Consider the following 20,806-nt stretch of genomic DNA (forward strand, 5'->3'; position numbering starts at 1 on the left):
ACCTTGGCCGTTGGCAACAATAGCCGAAATCGTAACTCCTTAGTTATTCCGGCCTACGGATTTCGTCTGCAAGTTTCGGACTGACTGGAGTTCGTCGCCATTCCAAGGTTCAAGAGAATTGTCAATGCTCGCCGAGCAACGAGGGAGCTTCGGCACAGACATCTCCAATGTCTGGATAGTCGTACCTGCCTACAACGAAGCCGATCGAATCGCGCGCACCGTCACTTCGTTGACGAGTAGCTTCTCCAACGTGATTGTCGTTGACGATGGGTCGCGCGACGGTACGTTCGACAGCATATGCCAGTTGCCGGTTTGGGCCCTTCGCCATCCGATCAATTTAGGGCAGGGAGCTGCCCTGCAGACCGGCATCGACTTTGCGATGCGGCATGGAGCGGAAATTGTCGTCACATTTGACGCAGACGGTCAACACGATGCCCAAGACATCGAACGTCTGATTGAACCGATTAGTTCGGCGCGGGCCGATGTATCACTTGGATCTCGCTTTCTCGGCAAAGAAGCCGTGAACATGCCTGCTAGTCGCAAGATTATCTTGAAGCTGGGCGTCCTCTTCACAAGGATCTTCTCCCAAATTCAAGTTACTGACACGCACAACGGTCTTCGGGCCTTCTCGCGTTCTGCGGCAAGCCAAATTCGCATCACGCAAAACCGAATGGCCCATGCGTCCGAGATTTTAGACCAAATTCAATATCTGGGCCTGCGTTTTGAGGAAGTTCCGGTAACTGTTCACTACTGTGAAATGGTCCTGGAAAAGGGCCAACAGAACTCAGCCGCGGTTAAAGTCGCCGCTCAATTTCTGCTTGGAAGGATTGTGCGATGATTCTTTTTCAGTGGGTGTGCCTGATTATTATCGGCTGCGTACTGCTCTTTGATATCGCAAGAGCAATTCGTAAAAAGCGACTGAACTGGAGACGCTCGCTCCGAATTTCCGTTTGGCTTGCGGCTTTGCTAGGAATTCTTTACCCCGACATGGTTTCCCGTTTTGCTCAAAGCGTCGGTATCGGTCGCGGGGCAGACGTAATTCTGTACTTGGTTACGCTGGTATTCATCGCGACGACGTTCTACTTCTATTCGCGATATCTCCGACTACAACGCCAGATTACCGACCTGACGCGTTACCTTGCGATTCATGAAGCACGTCGGCCTGAGCTAGAAAACATCGATCAAGACTGCTGAGAACACAGGTGCCGAGAAAAAAGCTCTCTAAAGCTTCGCATCAAGAAGCGTCCCGTTCCGTCTCAAGCGGAATAGCCTCCGTCTTAGAATCTCGTATGTGGCTCTGTACGCTACTCATTCTTTGTGTGGCCGTCGCGTACGCCAATTCGCTGCAAGGTAGCTTTGTTTTCGATGATACGCCGAACATCGTCGCCAAAAAGAATTTAGAAGATGTGCTCGGCGAAATCACGCGAATCCCAAGCGTCGCGACAAGGTCGACCACTCGAATAACCTTCGCGGCCACAGCAGCGACGCTGGGTAGATCACCACTTGGATTTCATTTCGGCAATTTGCTCATTCATCTAATTTCAGTCGTTGTTCTTTTTGAGCTCGTTCGTGGATCGATTCAACGATGGCAGCAGACGCACGATTCGCATCTGAACGCTAATCTAGTTGGCTTTGTTGCCGCACTTTTATGGGGCATTCATCCGCTCGGCACAATGGCGGTCACCTATATCGTTCAGCGGCACGAAGCGCTGATGGCCATGTTCTATTTGTTGACTCTGTACCTACTTTTGCGTGGAACAGAGTCAAACCGACCCTGGGCATGGTATCTCGGCAGTATTACCTGCTGTTGGCTTGGTATGGGCGCCAAAGAGATCATGGTAACGATTCCACTCGTTGCCATTTTGTTCGACTGTACGCTGCTTTCGTCGAATTGGTCTGAGCCTTTGAAACGCCGGTGGTGGGTTCATTTGCTTTTCATTATTCCCGCTGTGCTTTTGTTCGTTGATATTACACCGGCCTTTAGTTCTGGCACTGGTTCCAATACAGCTGTTTTCGGAGCAAATGAAACTGCAACGCCGTGGCTCTACATCTGGACTCAATCGGGCGTGATTCTCCATTACATCCGGCTCTCGTTTTGGCCGGACTACCTTACCTTCGATTATGACTGGCCGGTAGCAAATTCGCCCAACGAATATCTTTGGCCAGCCATCACGATCTGGACAATCCTCGGGTTATCGTTCTGGCTGCTATTTAAGCGCCCTCCGATAGGCTTCGTGGCTCTGTCGTTTTTCTTTGTATTGGCACCCACCTCAAGCGTCGTTCCTATTGTCGACGTCGCATTCGAGCATCGCATGTACTTACCGCTGGCAAGTCTTTGCGTGTTGCTCGCCATCGGATTGTCTTGGGTAATAGCAAAATGGAAAAAGAACGAGTCCCTCGAAATACAGTACGCGACTATTTTTCTGATCGCAATCGCCTTGGCCATCCCGCTGGGTATGCGAACCATCTATCGAAATGCCGACTATGTTTCTGAGATAGCGTTGTGGAAATCAGTTGTCCAATCACGCCCTTCTAATCTACGAGCCAATCACAATCTTGCTCAGGAGCTCCGCAAGCAAGACCGGGTCCAGGAAGCGGAGCAGCACCTCCTTGATTCAATCGCCTACTGCGAACAGCATGGCTACGAGACGTTTACACTCCATGGTGATCTGGCAGAACTTTATGTCTATGTAGGGCGATTCGACCAGGCCTTAAAGCGTTTTCAAACGGCACTGGATGCGGCCGATCATTTTCAAAACAAAAGGCTGAGCAAGTATCGGCAGCTAGTTCGTGATCGCCAGTTAGCAGAAACCAGGACGAGCTATGGAGCCTTGTTGAACCTACTAGGAAATCCATTGGAAGCAGCTGAGCAATTCGATCTAGCTATCGAATTGCGACCTGATGTTGCCAATTGGTACGTAATGTCAGGAGACGCACATCGAAAAGCAGGCCATCTTCAAATCGCGGTTACGCGTTGGAAGCGAGCTCTGGAAATGGATAGATCTCGCAAAGATGTTCGCCGAGATTATGCCCTGCTCTTAGCAGAAAGCGGAGATTACGAACAGGCCGCGAGTCACTTGCAAAAGATCGCGCAAGAGCAACCAGACGACGTTCCCGTAAAATTTCAATTAGCGAAGATTCACGCCGCCGCTCCAATGGAAACCATCAGAGACCCCTTTCAAGCAATTGCAGCGAGCGAAACGTTAATGAAATCTCACTCGCAGTTTGCCGCTGAAATAGCGTCGCTTCGCGTCCTTGCGCTGGGAAATTCTGGACAGTTTGATGCAGCCATCGAGCAAATTGACTCGTTGCTTTCTTCGACTCCGAAATCGGACCAACAAACAACTCGGCAACTAAATGAGATGCGTGCTCATTTCAAGCAACACGAGTTGTTTTTGCTATCTGAAATGGATTAGTCGATTTACGTTAGCCGTGTCATCTTTGAAACACGACCTGTCGAAACCCATTCGGCAACAAATATATTTCCGTTCGCGTCAAAGCAGGCGTCGTGTGGATGAACAAATTTGCCTAACTGCCAATTGTTGGGTTGGGTACGTAAGCTCCGATCGGAGGTGACACGTTTCACGTCGTCTCCAAGCTGCGCAAGGACGTTGTAGTCTGTATCAAGTATGGACAAACGGGCATGCAACTCGGGAACGATCATCCAATCATTCCATGTATCTAAATTTGCCGGCAATCCAAATCCACTTACAGTTTTCGTGTTCGTACCGTCTGCATCAAAAACTTGCAGCGTATGATGAGCTCGATCACAGACAACCGTTTGTGGGTTGTCCTTTTTGCGAGCATCGATCCAAATTCCGTGCGGCGTCGCAAAGGTTCCTTTTCCCTTGCCGGGACCACCGAATTTCGCTTTCCAATTCCCCTCTTTGTCGTAGTGGTGGATAAAGAACGAGCCGTAGCCATCGGCAAGATAGAAATCTCCGTTCTCTAAGAATGCAAAGTTCGTCGGCATGAAGCGGTCTCGCCCCCAAACTTTCTCTGGGTTGGCAGCTTCTCCTTCCGCATAAACTCCAGACTCCATGGGAGCACGTTTCTCCCAAAGGGTTTCGCCCTGCTTCGTGAGTTTGGCAAACGATTTGACTTGTTGATAGGCACAAACGTAGAGAAACTCTTCATTGCCTTCTTTGCGAACTTCTATTCCGTGGCCGCCTCCCTGAAACTGTTCTCCAAACGCCCGAATAAACTTGCCGTCTTTGTCGAACACAAAGATGGATGGATGGTCTTTAAGATCGGCTCTGCCTTCGTGGATTACATAGAGATTTTGCTCTTCATCGACCGCCACATTGTGCGTTGTTTGCCACTGATACTTTGCCGGTAAGTCCGGCCAGTCGTGGGTAATCTCAAACTCAAAACCGGCGGGGCCAATAATTTTTTTGGAATCTGATTTATCGCTTGCATGAACAGCGGGAGATGGGAACGCCCCCGATATCGACAATGCAATTGACGAACCGAGAAGAATTGCTTCGCGACGTGTAGGCATGGGGTAGACTTGAAAAGAGAAGGGGAGAGAACCGTCGGCGGTTAGCCTGAACGCGGCCCAAGGGGCAGGACATGACGATAATTCATGTTCTATGCCCAATTTGCAGTTTGGGCAACTATTTTCTGACAGGTCATTTCCAGCCAGATCATTGCAATGCCCTAACCTCCCAATTATCCTAAACTCCTTATTCGAGAATTCAGGAAACCCTTGACATGCAAGACTTGCTGCTCCTCCTTCTTTCGATGGTCGCGTTCGCTGGCGGATTCCCCGGCGCATGGTGGGTCGCGGATAAGCAACGTCAAGATAATGCGATCGGCATCTTCTTTGGCACTCTTGGAATGCTAATTGTCGGCGGGGCCGGTCTTTTTGGCGTCGTTATCTTGGCTGCCAAGCAGTTCCAATAGGCGACGACCTCGTTAGATTTCGGCAGCCACGAGAACCACCTTCCAAATTATTTTGCTTGTCTGATTCGATTTGAACTGTTAACCTGACTGAACCTGCCCGAATTGCCATTTTGCTTCGGCAACTCCCTTCTGTCTCTATCAGTTCGAAATCATGACTCGCATTTTCACGCGTTTCGGCCTTCTTTCGTTCGCGATTTGTAGCGTTCTCGCCTTATTTGCTCCTCTCTATGCAAATGACGAAGCGAAAGTCGATTTCGCGACTCAGATTCGTCCGATCCTTTCTGATCGTTGCTTTCATTGTCATGGCCCGGACGCCGAGTCTCGTGCCGCGGATCTTCGACTCGACGAAGCGGATGCCGCTCATGATTACGCTATCGTTCCAGGGGAACCAGAAAACAGCGAAGCCTTCCTACGAATCGTCGCGGAAGAACCCGCCGACCGTATGCCGCCACCTGATTCCAATCGAACGCTGTCGGAAGACGAAATCGAGCTTCTACGTCAATGGATCAAACAGGGGGCCGAGTATGACAAACATTGGTCCTTCAAGCGAATTGAAAAGCCCCCAGTTCCACAACTGAAAGAAGATGAATGGTCACGCAACGAAATCGATAAGTTTGTACTGTCATCTCTTCGAGACAAAGGCCTAACCCCCAATCCGGAAGCCCAGCCTTGGCGACTTCTTCGCCGCGTCTCGTTCGACTTGAATGGACTGCCACCTTCGATCGATCAATTGGATTCCTTTGAGGCAGATCCTTCGGACCGCAACTACGCCGACCAAGTGTATGCGCTGCTCAATTCACATCACTACGGCGAGCGTCTCGCAGCAGAGTGGCTCGACGCGGCACGTTACAGCGATACCTACGGATACCAAGTCGATAGGGACCGGTTTGTCTGGCCCTGGCGTGACTGGGTCATTCGTTCGCTGAACAATAATATGCCCTACGACGAATTCATCACTCAGCAAATTGCAGGCGATCTTCTGCCGGAAGCCGATCAAGACACGATTTTAGCTACGACGTTTTGTAGGCTTCATCCACAAAAGGTTGAAGGGGGAAGCATCCCCGAAGAGTTTCGTGTCGAATACGTGGCTGATCGATCCCAGACGGTTGCAACGGCATTTCTCGGACTCACCATGGAGTGCAGTCGGTGCCACGATCACAAGTACGACCCGCTAAGTCAGCAGGAGTACTATCAGATGTTTGCCTTTTTCAACAGCATCGACGAGGCCGGACTCTACTCCTTTTTCACACCGTCGGTGCCGACGCCCACGCTGATGCTGGCGGACGACCGGCGCGCGCAGGAGTTGGCTAAACTGGACAAGACTGTCGCAGAATTAGAGCAACAAATCCGCGAGCTGCCTCATGATGAATCAGGTAAATCACACGATGCTTTGACCCTTCCCGCTCCCATCGAACATTTGAATTTTGATGATGGAGAAGTAGGCGCAAACGTATCCGCCGATGGACCGAAGGGCAAATCGGTTCGTCTCACCGGAGACGACGCAATCAATCTGAAGAAGGGCAATTTTCAGCGACATCAGCCATTTTCGGTTGCTTTGTGGATGAAAACCCCAGACCTCAAAGAGCGTGCTGTCGTTTTTCATCGTTCACGAGCATGGACCGATGCGGCCAGCCGAGGGTACGAGTTACTTTTGGAAGATGGGAAGTTGAAATGGTCCCTGATTCACTTTTGGCCTGGTAATGCCATCAGTGTCAAAGCCACGGACGCGTTTCCGATCAATGCTTGGCATCAGGTCGTCGTCACGTACGATGGCTCGAGTCGAGCCGATGGTCTTAGTATCTTTGTCGATGGTAAAGAGATCGAGAGGGAAGTTGTACGAGATAAATTGACCAAACAAATCACCGGCGGAGGCCACGATCACATCTCCATCGGCGAGCGTTTCCGTGACCGAGGTTTTAAGGATGGTTGGGTCGATGAATTTTCCCTTTATGAAATCGAACTCACTTCGGCCGAAGTCGCCAAGCTAAGTATGCAGCCCCCGTCCGAATCAATGCTGCAGCAGCACTACTCAGCACGAGAATTATCTTCACGGAAAGATCTTCAAGCGAAACTTTCAGAAGCTCGTAAAGCACGGAACTCGGCGTATGATCGAACCGACGAGATCATGGTCATGCGTGAGTTAGAAGAGCCTCGGCCTACTTTTCTGCTTGCCAGAGGTGCCTACGATGCTCCGTCGGATGAGGTATTCCCCGAAACACCAGAGGCTTTGCCAGCCTTCCAAGATAACTGGCCGAAGAATCGATTAGGGCTCGCGAAATGGATTGTTGATCGAGAGAATCCTCTGACCGCCCGAGTTGCCGTTAACCGGTATTGGCAATTGTTAATGGGCGAAGGCCTTGTCAAAACGCCTGAAGATTTCGGTAGCCAGGGAAGTCCTCCGACCCATCCCGAGCTGCTAGATTGGCTGGCGGCCGACTTCATCGAGCATGGCTGGAACGTCAAGAGACTTATTCGGCAGATTGTGACCTCTTCTACCTATCGTCAATCGTCCGAAGCGACTCCCGAACAATTGCAGCGAGATCCGGAGAATAGAGATCTGGCGAGAGCCAATCGGTTTCGCATGTCCGCAGAAATGGTTCGAGACAACGCCTTAGCGGCAAGTGGGCTATTAGTTGACGAAGTGGGAGGGCCACCAGCCAAACCATACGAGGTCGCAAGTTCGTTCAAGCCCATGAGCCACGACAAAGGAAAAGGACTGTATCGGCGTTCCCTCTATACTTTTTGGCAACGGACAAGTCCGGCCCCCGCAATGATGACGTTCGACGCATCCAAACGGGACGTCTGTCAGCTTAAACGTGAGAGAACCTCTTCCCCTCTTCAAGCGCTCGTCCTCCTGAATGGGCCGCAATATGTAGAAGCATCTAAGATGCTCGCTGCTCAAGTTATTCGATCAAATAAAAGCGATGCGGCAAATGACGACGCGTTAATCCAACGCGTTTTCCGCCTACTGACAAGTCGGCCAGCAGATTCACGAGAACTGGGAATACTTCGAGAGCTGTACTCCGAACAGAAGAAGCACTTTGCTGACAATCCACAAGCTACCCAAAAGCTTTTAGCGGCCGGTGAAGCTGACGCTCCCAAAGATCTTGATGTCGTTGAGCTCGCCGCACTTACCATTGTTGCGAACACCGTCATGAATTTCGATGGCTGCGTTACGCGTCGCTAGAATAGGTACCCATACAAATGTTTTCACGACGACAATTACTTCAATCGAGTGCTTGGGGCTTCGGTGGTTTAGCTCTTGGACAGCTAATGTCCTCTGAATCAGACGCTTCCAACGGTGTCCTCGCCAACTTGCATCATATCGCCAAAGCAAAACGCGTTATCTTTTTGTTTCAAGCTGGCGGCCCGTCGCAGCTCGATCTTTTCGATCACAAACCGCTTTTGGTCGAAAAGCATGGCCAACAATTGCCAGAATCTGTGCGAGGTGAACAGCGACTCACCGGGATGAGTGGCAACCAGTCAAGTATTCCATTAGTTGGCTCCCCATTCAAATTTAGTCAACACGGCAATAGTGGTGCCTGGCTGAGCGAACTTCTTCCCCACACCGCAAAAGTCGTCGACGACATTAGCATCATTCGTTCAGTTCATACCGAAGCAATCAATCATGGCCCCGGCGTCACGTTTATCCAAACCGGTTCGCAGATTCCTGGTCGGCCCTGCATTGGTTCATGGCTCAGCTATGGCTTGGGAAGTGAAAACGAAAACCTTCCCGGTTTTGTCGTCCTTGTGACTAAAGAGAAAAAGGGGCAACCGCTGGCGGCTCGACTTTGGGGCAATGGCTTCTTACCGTCGCACCACCAAGGGGTCCAATTTAGAAGTGGAGGTGACCCTGTTCTCTACTTAAATAGCCCAGAGGGGGTCGATCGAACGAGTCGCGAGAATGCTTTGGCAAGTCTAGAGTCGCTGCACCGACTTCAGAACGTCGATTCCTTAATCGACACGAGGATTAAGCAGTATGAACTTGCCTTCCGAATGCAATCGTCTATCCCTGAAGTGACCGACGTTGCCTCCGAGCCTGAGCATATCTTAGAGATGTACGGCCCCGATGCGAAAAATCCCGGTACCTACGCAGCAAACTGCCTTTTAGCTCGAAGGCTGGCAGAGAAGAACGTGCGTTTTATCCAGCTCTATCATCAAGAGTGGGACCACCACGGAGGTCTGCCAGGTGGAATAAAGAAGCAGTGCCGAGAAACCGATCAACCGACCGCCGCGTTGATCCAAGATCTTAAACAGCGCGGAATGCTGGATGACACGCTTGTCATTTGGGGCGGTGAGTTTGGCCGGACCAACTATTGCCAAGGCAAGCTCGGTGCAAACAACTTTGGCCGCGATCATCATGGCCGCTGCTTCACCGTTTGGATGGCTGGCGGCGGAATCAAAGGCGGAGTAACGCTAGGTTCGACCGACGAATATGGCTTTAACATCGTCGAGCAACCGGTCCACATCCATGATCTTCAGGCGACCATCCTTCATTTGATGGGCATCGATCATGAAAAGCTGACGTTCCGGCACCAAGGCCGCGCTTTCCGCTTAACGGATGTGCACGGCCATGTGGTGAAGTCGATCATCGCCTAAAGACAGCTGAGATTTACTCGTCGTCCGCACGCATCCAAGGCGTTAAAACGGGCGAGTATTCCAAGATCTCTTCAGGCTTGAAGTAGAGATTCATTTCGCGTTTCGCAGCGTCAGGCCCATCCGATGCATGAACCAGGTTCATTTGTCGACTGCTGCTGAAATCGCCACGAATCGTGCCAGGAGCAGCTTTCAAACCGCTCGTTGCACCGAGCATGTCGCGAACGACCTGAATTGCTTCCAGGCCTTCCAGTACCAAAGCCACGACGGGTGCGGCCGTAATGAATGCTTCCAAGCCAGGATAAAAAGGCTTTTCTACGTGTTCTGCGTAGTGCTGCTTTGCAAGATCCGGGGTAACGCGGATCAGTTTCATCGCAATGATATTCAGCCCCTTGTCTTCAAATCGGCCAATCATTCGACCAATCAGGCGACGTTCGACACAGTCGGGCTTTAGAAGAACAAGCGTACGTTCCATTGTCTTAACTCCAAGGGCTGTAGTGAGAAGGCGGATTCTAGCGAATTCACCAAGCTGACTCAACCAGGAGTCAAAAGACTAGCTAAGAACTTAACCGTTGTATGCTTATCGCGAGTACTGCGAAGCCACGCCTGTAACAGAAACAGGCTGCTTGGCAGGTGTGGGAACTGATTCTTCGATCACTTCAGGATAGCCGTTCGAAGGATGATAATAGCTAGGCTGAGCCATCCAACTCTGTGAGTGCTTTGTCGGGGCATTCCAATGGTCCCCTTTAGAGTGATATCCATCACTCCAAAATTCGCCAAAGAAGCGCAAAACGCCGTTCCAGCCTGCGTGAGCCGGTTGTGGCATGGTCGTCAAGCCGAGCGATATCATGAGTGCCCAGAAAACTACTAGTCGCTTCATCGTACGCGAAACCCTTTCCCGAAGAAGATCCTCTCCAGGATTCGTCATCGACCAATTGCTGGCAATGCCAGCAATTATTTTCGCGTCTTTGGCCCCAGATCAGCCGTCGAGCTCGAACGAAGATCGGATTAGGAAAGCTGTAACGTCGCCAGAGGTCCAACCGACGTCGTCGATACTTTCCGAAGATCGTATTTCTCAAGAAGCTTGCCAATGTCCGCCAAGGAAACCTTTTGGTAAGACTCGACGGTATCCTTCACGCTACGAAACGACTTGCGCTGAGTCCAGCCAGAGCCGATCGAAAACAGGCGACTAGACGGCCTTTCGCTGCGTAACACAACGTGCGAGCAAACTTTGTTTTTGGCCAGATCCAACTCACGCTGCGTAACGCCGCCGCTCATCAGTTTTTCGACTTCGTACGTGACGACATCTAAAACACGTTGGGCATCTTGAGGCGCACAGCAAACGTAGTTCATCATGACGCCGCAACCTTGGAATTCGTACGATTCCATCGCGGCGAATTCAGCAAGGCCTGGATCGACTAGTTCCCAGAAGAAACGGCTCCCGACATCGTCTCCCATGATCGTGGCCAAAAGTCTGGCGGCATATCGATCTTCATCTTCCGAGCCAGGCGATTCCGCGAGCTGAATCACATACTGTTGTATGGAAGTCTCTTTGGTAATCGTTTGAAAATTTGAATTTCCAACCGGACGGGATGTATTCCGATTGACCGAGTACTTCTTCCAACTGCCGCACAGTTCGTTAGCTTGCTCGACTAACGCGTCAAAGTCGACGTTGCCTGATGCGACCAAAGTCATGTTGGTCGGACTGTAGCGTTGCTCGAAGTAGGACATCATCTGCTGTTGCGTCAGATTGCCTACTGAGTCCTGTGTGCCAAGCACGCTGTTACCCAGCGGATGCTCGCCGAACCAGGCCGCCATACTTTTCTCGTGACCGCCGTAGGGTGGCTGGTCATCGTATTTCATAATTTCTTCGAGAATCACCTTCTTCTCGGTATCGAAGTCTTCCTGGCGCAACGTGGGACGCATGATGTCGGCCAGCAGATCGACGATTTGATGCTGCAATTCCGGAAGAACTACCGCGTAATAGACGGTTTGCTCTTCGCTGGTAAATGCGTTTGACTGAGCGCCAAGTTCGTCGAGTTCTCGATTTACATCTTCGGCAGTTCGTCGCGACGTTCCTTTAAACACCATGTGCTCAAGGAAATGACTTACGCCAGCAACCTCAGGCGTTTCATCTCGTGAACCAGTCTTAACGAAGAATGCTGTCGCTAAAGAGTAAGCATTCAGATTCACCTCTGCGACAATGTCCAAGCCGTTATCAAGCGTCGCTTGACGAAATTCCACTTGGAACCTCCAATCTCTTTGCACCGATGGTCGTGACCCGAAAATTCTTGGGTGGGTTGTTGCTCAAGTAAGCATTGATCGTTTCGACACTGATCCCATCGAGAATGGCTTCCAACTCACTCATCGTGCGGATCCTTCCCAGGTGATACCAGTCTGCCGCCAAGGAAGATGCCCGCGAAGAGCTCGATTCCTGCTGCATGATGATGCCACTTTTGAAGCGGGCCTTTAACCGGTTCAATTCGTCTTGGCGAACTCCCTTAGGAAGCTCGTTGAATTGCTCCAGCATGACGTCGAGCGTTTCCTGAGCCCGCTCTGTGCTAGTTCCTGCGTAGGCCAGAATTGCCCCCTGCTTACGCAGCGAGTTGCAAGCAGCATAAACGGTGTAACATAAGCCACGCTTCTCGCGAACTTCGCTAAACAATCGCGAACTCATCCCGTCGCTCATGATTCCAATCGCCGCTCGTGCCTGATAAAAGTCTGGATGCGAAACTGGAACTCCGGGAAAACCAAGCCCGACGTGTGTTTGGCTCGACTCAAACGGAACGTGGACATACTCAGGCAGCGACTTTCCTTGGTAGCTTATCTGTCCAGGAGAAGACTCCCAGTCGCCAAACAGTTTCTGAATTTCGTCGCGTAGCGTTTCCCAATGAAAATTGCCGGCGACTGAGATTATAGTTTCGTCTGGACGCACCCAATTCGAGAAATACTCTTTGGCGATCTCTTGCGTCAACGATTCGACCGTGGCGAGAGTGCCAGTCGGATGCCATCCCCAAGGATCAGGATACATCTGTCGACGCAAAGAAAGCATCGCCTGCTGGTGCAAGTCATCTTCCAAGGCTCTCAATTCCTGGAAGCAGACCTGCTTTGCGTCCTCAAATTCATCTCGCAAAAAATGAGGGCGTTGAACCAAGTCTGCATAGATCTTCAGCGTAGGTTGCAGGTTATCGGCTAACAGTGCCCCGCCAAAAGTCAGATGACTTGAGGAAACTCCACCGCCGCGGGCCACCCCTAAGTTATCGAGCGACTCTACGAATTGCCTACTATCGAGATCGCCACATCCACGCTGAACCCAATCGCACAGCAAATTGGCAACGCCGCGATTGGATTCTTCTTCTCGCTGCACACCGGCCGGGATCGCAATAGAAAACGCTGCTGACTGCACCCAAGGCATGTACTCTGCCAGTAGGGTCAATCCGTTGTCAAAGCTTTCGGAATAGATAGTAGAACGCACGTTCTCGCCGTCGCTTCCCGCTGTCGCAAACAAGTCCGTTGATGAATCGAAAAAGCCAATCCCCGATTAAAACGACCGAATCAGCCGACTACAAGCCCTAGTCAGCTTACTAGGTTCGCGTCGTCATCTGTACGGTTCCCATTTCCACTGCTTTGTAAACGGTGGAAACGATACGGAAACCGAGTCGCTCGTACAACCGGATGGCGCCGATATTTTGGGAGGTCACTTCCAGAGAAGCTCGAGACAGATCGCTTTCGCAGAATCCTTTCAACGCTCGCAATAAAAGTATTGCTCCAATACCCATTCCACGGAATCCAGGGATGACCCCCAGGTTTTGAATGGAACCATTTCCTTCCCGGTCACGGACACCTTGCACGGTCGCAATGGGCCGCCATTCGGTCTGTTCCAACTCGGAATGCTCGATCAGCCAAGTCGCCGCCGGCAGAAAACCATCCCGCATCGAGATCTCCCGCATCAGTCGAAAGCACCCCTCCGAATCCCCCAAACAGGGAAACACATTGGCGTCGACCTCGAAACGGAAACTCTGAAATTTTACCTCGGCGTGGCGTTTAAGGATTTCAGCATTCCAAGGCTGAAATCGAAATTTGGCCGGAAGAGGTGGTTCCTCAGGCAGGTTTTCCAGATCGATTTCCATCCGAAATCGTTTGAAGTAGGTCAGCGCCACCGGCCATCTTTCTTCAAGAAGACGCATACGAGAAGTTAAGATCTTCTTATATCGTATCCATTTTGCCCCAAGAAAGCGACGCACATTTGAAACTCGCTGCCGTCAGCTTTGCGCCACGTCGATTGGCTGTTGGGCAGAAAATACCTGCATCTGTTTATCTCGCTTCCAGTCTTCCCGATCATAGGAAATGACCGAAGTGTCGGTCTCTTGAACGTCCAATCGAACCAAATCGAAGCCGAAATCGGTTATTTCAGTAAAGAGGTGATAGGCCAGATTCTCGACGGAAGTCGGACCATGAAACACCTTCAACTTAAAGTCTTCTCCGTGAGCTTCCATGTGCTGCCGCAGGGTGTCGTACAACGGATCACTAGCGTTGATCAGCATCCCGTGATCGTACTGGTCCTTGATTAACGGCGTAATCTTTTCGTCGAACTCCGAGAACAGAGTGGAGTACGAACCGGTCCTTTGAACTTCAAAGTGGCATACAATTCCGTAGCGGTGCCCGTGCAGGTTACGGCATTTGTCCTGCAGTTCTTCATTTCGGTGGGCAGCATAAAACTTGTATTCTTTGCGAATAATCATCGCGAACTCCGCAAGCGGCTTATCATTTCGTTAGTTCTGAATTGTCGCCATTAGACGTTAGAAACACAAGCGACTCGAGCGCCGCGACAAACAAAGCACCTTGGAGCTACCGTTATCAATCTTGAGAATTAACAACGTTTCAATACGTCTCCACCGTTGTCGCCTAAAGCTCTTGCCACCAAAACCGCTTAGCTAATCTCAAGTCTCGATCGTATTGAGAATCAGCTACGGGTCAGCACGATAGTGTATTGAGGTCCAGCGACATTGGCGCCCATCAATCCGACTGTCGCGGCACTGACGTTCATGATTAAGCGGAAGCCTGTGAACATTCTCGCTAGTCGCAAAGCTCACAGAACGTGGCCCTTGCAAATCGGGTTACCCTCCCCCCGCCAGCAGCCAATTTGACCATAAAAGTATCGTCATTCGATCTGCTTCAACTCTTGGGAATCCAAAGTAGCATCGTGTTTAGCAGTCACTGGAATTGGCCGATTCTTAGCTGCCGGCAGTTCCATAAGATCTAGCGAATGCCTGGTTTCTAAATAGGGCAGGAATTCGTGTTAATTTGGATCGACAATGCTTGCTAGGCGATTTGAGTAAGCATAAACTGCACCTACGATTTCCGGGGGGACTTCAAGCTACCGAGAGCACTGTTTTGAATTGTGATCTCGTGGAATGGAATTTTGTGCAATGGCAGCTTTGCTCATGCGAACTTGCGTTGCACCTTGGATGCAGGGAAGCGTCACCGAATGATTAAACGGATGACCTTTCATGTACTACCATCTTCTTACTGGGGCAACAGGACTTCTGGGACAGTATCTCTTATACGATGCTGTCGAACAGGATCTGCCATTGGCCGTTTTGGCCAGACCAAACCGCTTTGCCTCGGCATGGCAGCGGATTGACGATGCTTTGGTTCGTTGGGAAAAGTTACTCGGGAGGAGCCTCCCACGCCCTGTCGTCCTCGAAGGTGATATTGGTCATCCCAACTTGGGCTTGGGTGATGAACAATTAAGTTGGGTGCGGGACCACTGTCACTCTGTTATTCATAACGCGGCAAGTCTGAGTTTCATCGCCGAGTCGGATCAAGATGAGCCATATCGCACCAATGTCGATGGGACCAGACATCTGATCGATTTCTGTCGCACCACGGGAATTCGTCAGTTTCACCATGTCTCAACAGCCTACATCTGTGGGTTACGTAAAGATCGAATTCTGGAAACAGAAACTAACGTAGGCCAGCAACTAGGTAACGACTACGAACGCAGTAAGCTGCAAGCCGAGCAGATGGTGGCAGCTTCCTCTGATTTCGATCGAGTCACGGTCTATCGCCCAGGCATTATTATCGGGGATTCTCGGACCGGGTTTACGAGTACCTATCACGGATTCTATGTACCGCTGAAAGTCGCGACGGCTATTGCGCCTCCAGAAGACGTGACGGAAACCATCGATGCGGCTGAGTTGCTTCAGTTTTTTGGAATGACATTGAGTGACCGCAAGAATTTCGTGCCGGTCGATTGGGTCTCGAAGAGCATGATGCACATCATCGCTCGACCTCAGTGGCACGGACGGTGTTACCACCTCACGCCAAGTCGAGCGACAACGCTTAGCGACATGCTCGCTGTGATGAAGGATTACCTGAAACCGAAAAAGCAGGCCAGCGCCGCAGCAGAGCCTTCGATTGAACATCTGGTATCTTCGCTCGAAAGCCAGATGCAGACCTATAAAGCCTATTGGCGCGACGACCCCGAATTTGATCGAACACATACCCTTGAAGCTTGCCATTCGATTCCATGTCCTGAAGTAGATCAAGCAATGCTACGAAGAATGTGTGAGTTCGCCGTTAAGCATGGTTTCGGCTGGCCAAAGCCTCCAATGAACCTGACTAAAAACAGGATAGATACCTATTTCGCCTCCGCGAAAACTTTTCCAGGCCATTCCTCCCCAGTTGAAGTCGTCAACTTGAACGTTTCTGGCTGTGGCGGCGGGCAATGGCACATAGAACTCAACGATGAGAATCTTGTTCAATGGGGCGAGGGATTTAGTACACAGGCCAGCGGCGAAGTTTATCTAAATAGTCACACATTGACGCTGATGGCCAATCAATCGATCAGTACCGAGTCAGCCATTCGCGATGGAAAAGTAATTGCCAAAGGTGGTGCCAATGGTGCGATGATTGAGAGGCTCACCCAACATTTAAAGTCCCCAATTTCCCAATAACACGAACGGTGAATTCGCATTCAGTTCCAAGTGCCGCAATCGCTGCACCCTGATATTGAAACCAAGATGCTTCGCTTCGCGCAGCGTCCCTAAGATCGTCAAGACTTACCAATGGACCGACTCTCCAATTCCAGTCCGATTGCTATCGTAGGTATGGCATGTCGCCTGCCGGGCGCTAATACGCTTGATGACTTTTGGCGATTGATACGCGATGGAATTTCGACAGAGCAGCAGTTGCCCCCAGACCGATTCGATTACGAACTTTACTATGATCCCAAGCGAGGCGTTCGCAATCGGTCGTATTCGCGAATCGGTTGTCTCGTTGATTATGACTACCACAGTAGCGCATTCGACTTGTTACCAGACAGCGTGCGGAACTGCCCTGAAATTGCCTATCGAACTCTCTGCGAAGTTGCAGCGGAAGCTTTCATTAATGCCGATATACCGTGGCATAACCGAACAACTAACGGTGGCGTCTTTATCGGTCATACGCGAAACAGTGGACTCGCTGGTGATCTTTCATACGGAACGTATATTCGCCAGATCGCACCTATTCTTCGCCGCAGCAAGCATTTTCAAGATTTAGGTCGCGTTGGCGAGGAGATCATCGACCAAATCGTCGACGAAGTTCGCCAAGATATGCCTCATCGTGATCCGCATGGAGGCCCAGCAATCGGAGCAGCAATTGCGGCTGGAATGTTGAATCATACGTTCGGATTAAACGGCCCCTATATGGCGTTCAATTCGGCTTGTGCGTCGTCTCTACATGCTCTCGCCCAGGGAGTTCGGGCACTTCAGTCAGGCAGAATCGACCTAGCATTAGTCGGCGGGGCTTCCTTTGCCCATCACGATACGTTCGTGATGTTTTCGCAAGCCCACTCTTTGTCAGCAGAGGGCTCACGTCCATTCGATGCTAAGGCGGATGGGCTTGTGGTAGGGGAAGGATACGCCACAGTCATTCTTAAGCGGCTTGATGAAGCAATCGTAGATGGCAATCGAATTCATGCCGTTATCCGATCCATCGGAATTTCCTCAGATGGTAAGGGTAAAAGTCTTTGGGCGCCGCGACATGAAGGACAAATAGAGGCAATCCGTCGCGCTTATCAGTCCATCTCGCCTGAATCGGTTCAGTACATCGAAGCTCACGCAACATCAACACAAGTTGGAGATGCTACGGAACTCCGCGCTCTGCACGAAGCGATGAGCCTCTCCAAGGGTAAACGCATTCCGATCGGTAGCGTAAAAGCCAATATCGGTCATACATTGGAAACCGCTGGAATCAGTGGATTGCTCAAATCGATTCTATGTATTGAGCATCAAGAGATTCCTTCAGCGACGAATCTTGAGACTCTCAATCCCTCGATTCCCTGGAATGAAATTCCATTTCACGTCCCTCGACAATCTAGTCCATGGCAACGGCCCGAAGATTCTCCCCGTCGTGCCGCTGTCAATGCGTTTGGCATTGGGGGACTCAATGCTCATATTGTTATCGACGAATATGCTGCGGAATCATCTAAATCGTTTCGCCAACTCCAACCTTCGCGTGATCAGTCGGCAGCCAGTTCCAGCGATGAAGCCATTGCGGTTGTTGGCCGAGGGAGCGTTGTTGCAGGAGCTTTAAGTGTTTCCGAACTGATGGACTTGATCCAATCTGGCAAAGACCCGAAGCAACCCCTTACTGCTAAGCATCTGAATGTTGACGACTATCTGATACCAGGCCAAATCGGCGTTCACCAAGTTCATACGACCCTTGCAGGAGAAGTAGTTGGACATGAATACGATTGGCGTAAGCACCGTATTCCTCCCAAACAAATTGCGAGTGCCAGTCCACTTCAATTTATGATCCTGGACGCGGTCGAAGAAGCGTTCGCAGATGCGGGATTGGAACCGAAGGAAATCGATCGCCGCAAAATTGGCGTGATGGTAGGCAACACGTTCGGTGGAGAATTTTCCAACAAGCTGTTGATGGGCCTCCGAATTCCTGATTTCCAGCGTCGCTTACAAAATCACCTGAATCAACTGGGTGTGCAAGAGTCAGTAGCAGAAAACATCTCTCAGGAATATGCGGACGAATTGCTCAAGGAGATGCCCGCATTGCTGGATGAAACGGGGAGTTTTACTAGCAGTAGTTTGGCATCTCGTATCACCAAGTCGTTCGATTTGATGGGAGGAGGTGTCGCCGTAGACTCCGATGCAACGTCATCCTCGTCCGCATTGATGTGCTGTGCCGATCAGTTGCTCGCCGGCGACTGTGACATGATGGTTTGCGTCGGCGCTCAGGAAGATCTCAGCATCACGAGGTTTGAAGGCATGGGCATGGCAGGCATGTTGTCCCAGGGTTCAGCCGTCTCACCATTTGACAAAGCTTGTGATGGAGGTCTTCCAGGGGAAGGCTGTGGCGTACTGCTTTTAATGCGACTCTCCGATGCACGGGCCAAGGGCATGCCGATCCACGGGATCATCCAAGGTATTGGCGTAGCAACGGCACCGAATTTGCGTGATGCATCTGCGTTAGCCTCCCGAAGAGCGCTGAAAGCTACTTCGTTGTCCCAAGCCCCGGTAACCTCCACGGATGTGGCTCGAATTGAAACAACAACTCTTGGCGTGCCTACGTCAACGCGTGAGGAACTGGCTGGCATTGCTGAAGTTTATAGCAGTTCACACCGACCGTATCCGTTATTACTTGACTGCATAAGTTCTCAGGTCGGTCATACCGGCAGCGCAGTCGGGGCCGTCTCGACCGTCAAAGCAACTATTGAGCTCAACTCACTGAAATTGAGCCAAACGTTCAAACTGCAACAACCATCCACCGATGTAATTACCCATCGCTTTGCTGTCCTGCAACAACCACAAGATTTTCATCCAGCTAACCCTCAGGGAAGGCTTGTGACCGCTGTCCACAACACTGGCTATGCCGACTCGGCGTATCACATCCTAATAGAACGAGGATCGACGGTGGCCTATCGTTTTCAACCTACTCAAGACCTTGCACCGAGCAACATGGAATCAGAAACTCAGAACTTCGATGGAATCCCACACTTTGACGCCACGATGGTACGGAAGAATAAGATGCGGCAAAAGGCACAAGCCTCCGCGACTCCATCGGAACTGCGAAACGGTCATCATCCTCCCACATCCAGCAACGGCTTCGCTCCAGATCACTCTCGCATAAGCGATGAACCGTTAGCAGAAGTGGCAGCACCCAACCAGGGAGTTTCGACGCCTGTTCCCGCTTCATCAGACGCCACCAAAGCGCCTGAGTGGACGCCCCAACAGCTAGAGGAGTTCTTAATCAACTTCGTCGTCGAGCAAACCGGCTATCCACCGGAAATTGTTGAAATGGACGCCGATCTGGAAGCTGATCTAGGAATCGACTCTATCAAAAAGGCACAGCTGTTTGGAGAAATCGGGCAGCAATTCCAGGTTGAACCAGATCCCAATCTGACTCTGGATGACTTTCCAACGTTGAAACATGTAGCAGACTATCTTCTCTCTGAAAGCGGGGACACACAGAGCACAGAAGTCGCAGAGTTTACTGCAAGCCGTGTAGTCGAAAATTTACCTAAAGCGACGACTGAATCCATTAGCTGCACTTCCTCATCGATGACTGCGGAAGAGTTAACGGAGTTTCTCGTCAACTTTGTCGTAGAGCAAACCGGCTATCCGCCAGAGATCGTCGAAATGGACGCGGATCTCGAAGCTGATTTGGGAATCGATTCGATCAAGAAGGCCCAACTATTTGGTGAGATCGGACAACACTTCAGCGTCGAACCTGATCCGAACTTGACGCTTGATGATTTCCCTTCTCTGCAAACCGTTGCGAACTTTATTCTCCGTAACGATCGACCAGCAGATCAACCCACTCCAGTTGCTCCCATTACTACTCCGACGAATCCTGCTACAGCATCCTATAGCAATGGTGCTGCAACAAATGGAAGTCCTAACAATGGACACGCACATTCGTGGTCACGCCGCGAACTAGATGAGTTCCTGGTGAACTTCGTCGTCGAACAAACCGGTTATCCGCCAGAAATTGTCGAAATGGACGCAGACCTGGAAGCCGACTTGGGAATTGACTCGATCAAGAAGGCCCAACTCTTTGGTGAGATCGGTGAACACTTTGACGTGGAACCTGACACGTCCCTGACTCTCGATGACTTTCCAACGTTGAGTCATGTTTCGGAGTTTATCGCGAAACAAGTTGTCACTTCATGATCGATACGGCAATTACGCCCCGAATGCGAACCCTGAAATGGGATCTCGTTACTGCCTTTGTCATGCGAAGGACAGCAGTCGAATCAGTTTCGTTTTTCGATTTATCTGACGTTTCGGACGCCGAGCACGCA

15 protein-coding genes are annotated in these 20,806 nt (G+C 50.9%); 8 read left to right on the plus strand and 7 right to left on the minus strand.

Features of this window, described 5'->3' with window-relative positions:
- Positions 1–124: 124 nt before the first annotated feature.
- The 3 genes from LA756_RS04350 (at position 125) to LA756_RS04360 (ending at position 3,416) form a co-directional block, all read left to right on the plus strand.
- On the plus strand, positions 125–838 hold the full coding sequence (locus LA756_RS04350) for a glycosyltransferase family 2 protein (RefSeq protein WP_224438650.1): 714 nt from the start codon (positions 125–127) through the stop codon (positions 836–838).
- Positions 835–1,194: a DUF2304 domain-containing protein gene (locus LA756_RS04355; RefSeq protein ID WP_224438651.1), complete on the plus strand. Its 360-nt coding sequence runs from the start codon at positions 835–837 to the stop codon at positions 1,192–1,194. The genes LA756_RS04350 and LA756_RS04355 overlap by 4 nt, the downstream gene beginning before the upstream one ends.
- Positions 1,195–1,712: 518 nt before the next feature.
- Positions 1,713–3,416 carry a tetratricopeptide repeat protein gene (locus tag LA756_RS04360; RefSeq protein WP_331468577.1) on the plus strand — a complete coding sequence of 568 codons (1,704 nt, stop codon included), beginning with the start codon at positions 1,713–1,715 and terminating at the stop codon, positions 3,414–3,416.
- 5 nt (positions 3,417–3,421) lie between these two features.
- On the opposite strand, the gene LA756_RS04365 is transcribed toward LA756_RS04360, so the two are convergent.
- Complete coding sequence (locus LA756_RS04365) at positions 3,422–4,600, minus strand: peptidase (RefSeq protein ID WP_224438653.1); 1,179 nt, start codon at positions 4,598–4,600, stop codon at positions 3,422–3,424.
- 113 nt (positions 4,601–4,713) lie between these two features.
- Here LA756_RS04365 and LA756_RS04370 point away from each other — a divergent pair, with 113 nt between their 5' ends.
- The 3 genes from LA756_RS04370 (at position 4,714) to LA756_RS04380 (ending at position 9,504) form a co-directional block, all read left to right on the plus strand.
- A complete protein-coding gene (locus tag LA756_RS04370) occupies positions 4,714–4,905 on the plus strand; it encodes a hypothetical protein (protein ID WP_224438654.1) in 192 nt (63 codons plus the stop codon).
- A 151-nt stretch (positions 4,906–5,056) separates the two neighbouring features.
- A complete protein-coding gene (locus tag LA756_RS04375) occupies positions 5,057–8,092 on the plus strand; it encodes a DUF1553 domain-containing protein (RefSeq protein ID WP_224438655.1) in 3,036 nt (1,011 codons plus the stop codon).
- A 17-nt stretch (positions 8,093–8,109) separates the two neighbouring features.
- A complete protein-coding gene (locus LA756_RS04380; protein ID WP_224438656.1) occupies positions 8,110–9,504 on the plus strand; it encodes a DUF1501 domain-containing protein in 1,395 nt (464 codons plus the stop codon).
- 13 nt (positions 9,505–9,517) lie between these two features.
- Here the strand turns inward: LA756_RS04380 and ndk are convergent, their stop codons facing one another.
- The 6 genes from ndk to LA756_RS04410 all read right to left on the minus strand — a co-directional run bounded on the left by ndk (position 9,518) and on the right by LA756_RS04410 (position 14,243).
- Positions 9,518–9,976: a nucleoside-diphosphate kinase gene (ndk, locus tag LA756_RS04385; RefSeq protein WP_224438657.1), complete on the minus strand. Its 459-nt coding sequence runs from the start codon at positions 9,974–9,976 to the stop codon at positions 9,518–9,520.
- A 105-nt stretch (positions 9,977–10,081) separates the two neighbouring features.
- Positions 10,082–10,381 carry a hypothetical protein gene (locus LA756_RS04390; protein ID WP_224438658.1) on the minus strand — a complete coding sequence of 100 codons (300 nt, stop codon included), beginning with the start codon at positions 10,379–10,381 and terminating at the stop codon, positions 10,082–10,084.
- A 128-nt stretch (positions 10,382–10,509) separates the two neighbouring features.
- Positions 10,510–11,745: a pitrilysin family protein gene (locus LA756_RS04395; RefSeq protein ID WP_224438659.1), complete on the minus strand. Its 1,236-nt coding sequence runs from the start codon at positions 11,743–11,745 to the stop codon at positions 10,510–10,512.
- Entirely contained in the window at positions 11,720–12,976 is a 1,257-nt protein-coding gene (locus tag LA756_RS04400; protein ID WP_224438660.1) for a pitrilysin family protein, read from the minus strand. The genes LA756_RS04395 and LA756_RS04400 overlap by 26 nt, the downstream gene beginning before the upstream one ends.
- A 109-nt stretch (positions 12,977–13,085) precedes the next feature.
- Positions 13,086–13,661, minus strand: coding sequence for an N-acetyltransferase (locus LA756_RS04405; protein ID WP_224438661.1), 576 nt, complete (start codon positions 13,659–13,661; stop codon positions 13,086–13,088).
- Between the two features lie 102 nt (positions 13,662–13,763).
- On the minus strand, positions 13,764–14,243 hold the full coding sequence (locus tag LA756_RS04410) for a 6-carboxytetrahydropterin synthase (protein WP_224438662.1): 480 nt from the start codon (positions 14,241–14,243) through the stop codon (positions 13,764–13,766).
- A 768-nt stretch (positions 14,244–15,011) separates the two neighbouring features.
- On the opposite strand from LA756_RS04410, the gene LA756_RS04415 reads away from it, so the two are divergent.
- Both LA756_RS04415 and LA756_RS04420 read left to right on the plus strand, forming a co-directional pair.
- The gene (locus LA756_RS04415; protein WP_224438663.1) at positions 15,012–16,460 is read left to right on the plus strand and encodes an SDR family oxidoreductase; all 1,449 of its coding nucleotides are present in this window, start codon (positions 15,012–15,014) and stop codon (positions 16,458–16,460) included.
- A 111-nt stretch (positions 16,461–16,571) separates the two neighbouring features.
- Entirely contained in the window at positions 16,572–20,675 is a 4,104-nt protein-coding gene (locus tag LA756_RS04420) for a beta-ketoacyl synthase N-terminal-like domain-containing protein (protein ID WP_224438664.1), read from the plus strand.
- Positions 20,676–20,806: the final 131 nt, after the last annotated feature.

The sequence above is a fragment of the Bremerella sp. TYQ1 genome, from assembly GCF_020150455.1.
Taxonomy (GTDB): domain Bacteria; phylum Planctomycetota; class Planctomycetia; order Pirellulales; family Pirellulaceae; genus Bremerella; species Bremerella volcania_A.